We start from the raw sequence: 2,868 nt of genomic DNA, 5'->3' as shown, positions 1-2,868 counted from the left end.
AGGTGGGTAGGGGAGCTTTGACACTCCCGCATCGGTATGACGTTTTTAATTCTCTTAAAAAATCATATCGAATGAGAAGTGTTCGCGAAGCGTCGGCGAAAGCCGATAGCAGTACGGGAAAACCGCTACTGCGTAACATCCTCATAGAATCCTCCGTGTTTTAACCGGGGGAGATGTCAAGGTCCTAATGCTTCCGGGAAGAGTAATCTGGTGCGTGCAATCCACACCATGGGTCAGATTGTGCTCCAGTCCGCTACTGGCATGCAGCTTGGCAGTAGATGGAATATCGAACCATTTCGGTTAAATGCTGACTACCAGCAGAAGCCGAGCTGTTTTGAAATTATTTTTATTCACGATAATATTCGCTACCAATATGGATTTTCCTTAGACCAAGAGCGGGTGTACGAAGAGTGGCTAATCGCGTATCCCAAAGGACGTGCTCAAACTTGGTTTGAGCGTAACTATCGTTCAGAAGAACAAGATTATGATTGGTATTTTGGGCGAGGGCTGAAAGGCGAGAAGGAACGTATTAAGGGTTGTGTTAGCTCAAATTCTTTATTTCTATCTCATGCCGCCCAAAATAACCATCCTCAGTTAGGAAAGATATTTATCTGGTTTAGCTCTAAGTTAAAGTTAATTCCAGCAAGGTTCCAAAATCTATCTAATTTTCCTGCTTTGAAATTTGATAGATATACTAATTATAGTGAAAATTTTTTAAAATTAATCAAGGGAGGTCATATCGACATATCAAATGGTATCCAACGATTATGTGAAATTGGAGGATATTGGATAGATGCTTTAGATAATGGAGAAATTTTAATTATTGATGAACTAGACCGCAGCTTGAATTCAGATATATCAACCTATTTAATCAAGGAATTTAATGACAAAGCAGCTAATCAAAATAATGCTCAATTGATTGTTACTACCCACGATACGACTTTCCTAGATCGAGAGATATTTAATCAAGACCAGGTATGGTTGATGCAGAAAGATAGTAACAATAGCACTAAGCTCTATTCGTTACTAGATTTTAAAATTCGTGAGGATGAATCCCTACAGAAAGGCTACCTAAAAGGTCGATATGGAGCGATGCCCTTTGTTAGTGGGCTGGATAGTTATGATACCTACAAGACCACTAAAAATTGATCTGACTAGACCATCAAGGCTAAGGTAAGGATAGTGAGTGAGTTTTTGCGATCGCATTTCTGCTAACTAGCTAACTAACATCAGCGTTTCAAGTCGAACCTACTACACCAGTTGCTCTACTGCCCCCCGTACCGACAATGGCAACAAAATCACTAGCGGATTCGTCAACTATCCCGACTTATCATTGGTCGCTCTACTTGGTGACTCGAACACTATGACGCTACACTCCAGACTCTATCGCTATTGTTGGCTAGGATTACTAGTGATGATTCTGCCACTTTCCGCTTGTGCTAGTGATCCTTCCCCTGAGCAGCTATTGGAACAAAACCAGGAACGTTGGGAAACTCAAAAGCTTGATAACTACCGGTATAGATTGCAGGTAAGTTGCTATTGTATTGGTGAGGTCACTCAGCCAGTAGTTGTAGAAATCCGTAATGGTGAAACGACTTCCATTGTTGCTGCTGATAGCGGCAAACCAGTTAATCGGAAATTTTTTAATACCTATGATTCCGTCTCGAAGCTTTTCGATGTTGTCCAAAAGGCTATTGATCAGGATTATTATAAGCTTGATGTTACCTACGACCCGACTTTAGGTTATCCAACTCAAATCGATATGGACTTCAGAGCAGAGATGGCGGATGATGAAAGAACTTTGACTATTGGGAATTTGGAAGAATTAAAGTAAGGTGGGCAAAGTAATATAATTGTAAGCTATCAGCTATCAGCTATCAGCTATCAGCTATCAGCTATCAGCTATCAGCTATCAGCTGATAGCCTGTCGCCACGCTACCGAAAGAGTTTATGCCCATAGCGCACGCTACACCAAAGAGCTTTTGAATAAAACAAGCTGACGGCTGACCGCTGACTGCTGAATGCTTACATATAATTTATAATAATCCAAATAATTCAACGGTTTTTGCCCACCCTACAAGACCGATGAGAGCTACAAACTAAAACCCAAGTAGGGTGGGCAAAGTAATCTAATTTATAATAATCCAAATAATTCAACGGTTTTTGCCCACCCTACGATCTACAAACTAAAACCCAAGTAGGGTGGGCAAAGTAATCTAATTTATAATAATCCAAATAATTCAACGGTTTTTGCCCACCCTACAAGCTACAAACTAAAACCCAAGTAGGGTGGGCAAAGTAATCTAATTTATAATAATCCAAATAATTCAACGGTTTTTGCCCACCCTACAAGACCGATGAGTAGATGAGTAGGGTGGGCAAAGTAATCTAATCTAGAAGAATCAAAAGAACTAAACGGTTTTTGCCCACCCTACAAGCTACAAACTAAAACCCAAGTAGGGTGGGCAAAGTAATCTAATTTATAATAATCCAAATAATTCAACGGTTTTTGCCCACCCTACAAAACCGATGAGTAGATGAGTAGGGTGGGCAAAGTAATATTATTTATAATAATCCAAATAATTCAACGGTTTTTGCCCACCCTACGATCTACAAACTAAAACCCAAGTAGGGTGGGCAAAGTAATATTATTTATAATAATCCAAATAATTCAACGGTTTTTGCCCACCCTACAAGACCGATGAGTAGATGAGTAGGGTGGGCAAAGTAATCTAATCTAGAAGAATCAAAAGAACTAAACGGTTTTTGCCCACCCTACAAGCTACAAACTAAAACCCAAGTAGGGTGGGCAAAGTAATCTAATTTATAATAATCCAAATAATTCAACGGTTTTTGCCCACCCTACAA

The 2,868-nt window shown here is 39.8% G+C and carries 2 protein-coding genes; both read left to right on the top strand.

All coding sequences use genetic code 11. The annotated features are described in order from the left end of the window. The first annotated feature begins 210 nt into the window (after positions 1-210). On the top strand, positions 211-1,149 hold the full coding sequence (locus tag F6K37_RS20860) for an AAA family ATPase (RefSeq protein WP_502887760.1): 939 nt from the start codon (positions 211-213) through the stop codon (positions 1,147-1,149). Positions 1,150-1,414: 265 nt separating this feature from the next. Further along, positions 1,415-1,834, top strand: coding sequence for a DUF6174 domain-containing protein (locus F6K37_RS20855; RefSeq protein ID WP_287251864.1), 420 nt, complete (start codon positions 1,415-1,417; stop codon positions 1,832-1,834). Positions 1,835-2,868: the final 1,034 nt, after the last annotated feature.

It is taken from the genome of Moorena sp. SIO4E2, from assembly GCF_010671945.1.
Taxonomy (GTDB): domain Bacteria; phylum Cyanobacteriota; class Cyanobacteriia; order Cyanobacteriales; family Coleofasciculaceae; genus Moorena; species Moorena producens.
This window is presented reverse-complemented; position numbering and strand designations above follow the sequence as displayed.

Excerpts from the sequence above, each read along its gene's own strand:
- F6K37_RS20855 (WP_287251864.1), top strand. The coding sequence starts at position 1,415 with ATGATTCTGCCACTTTCCGCTTGTGCTAGTGATCCTTCCCCTGAGCAG.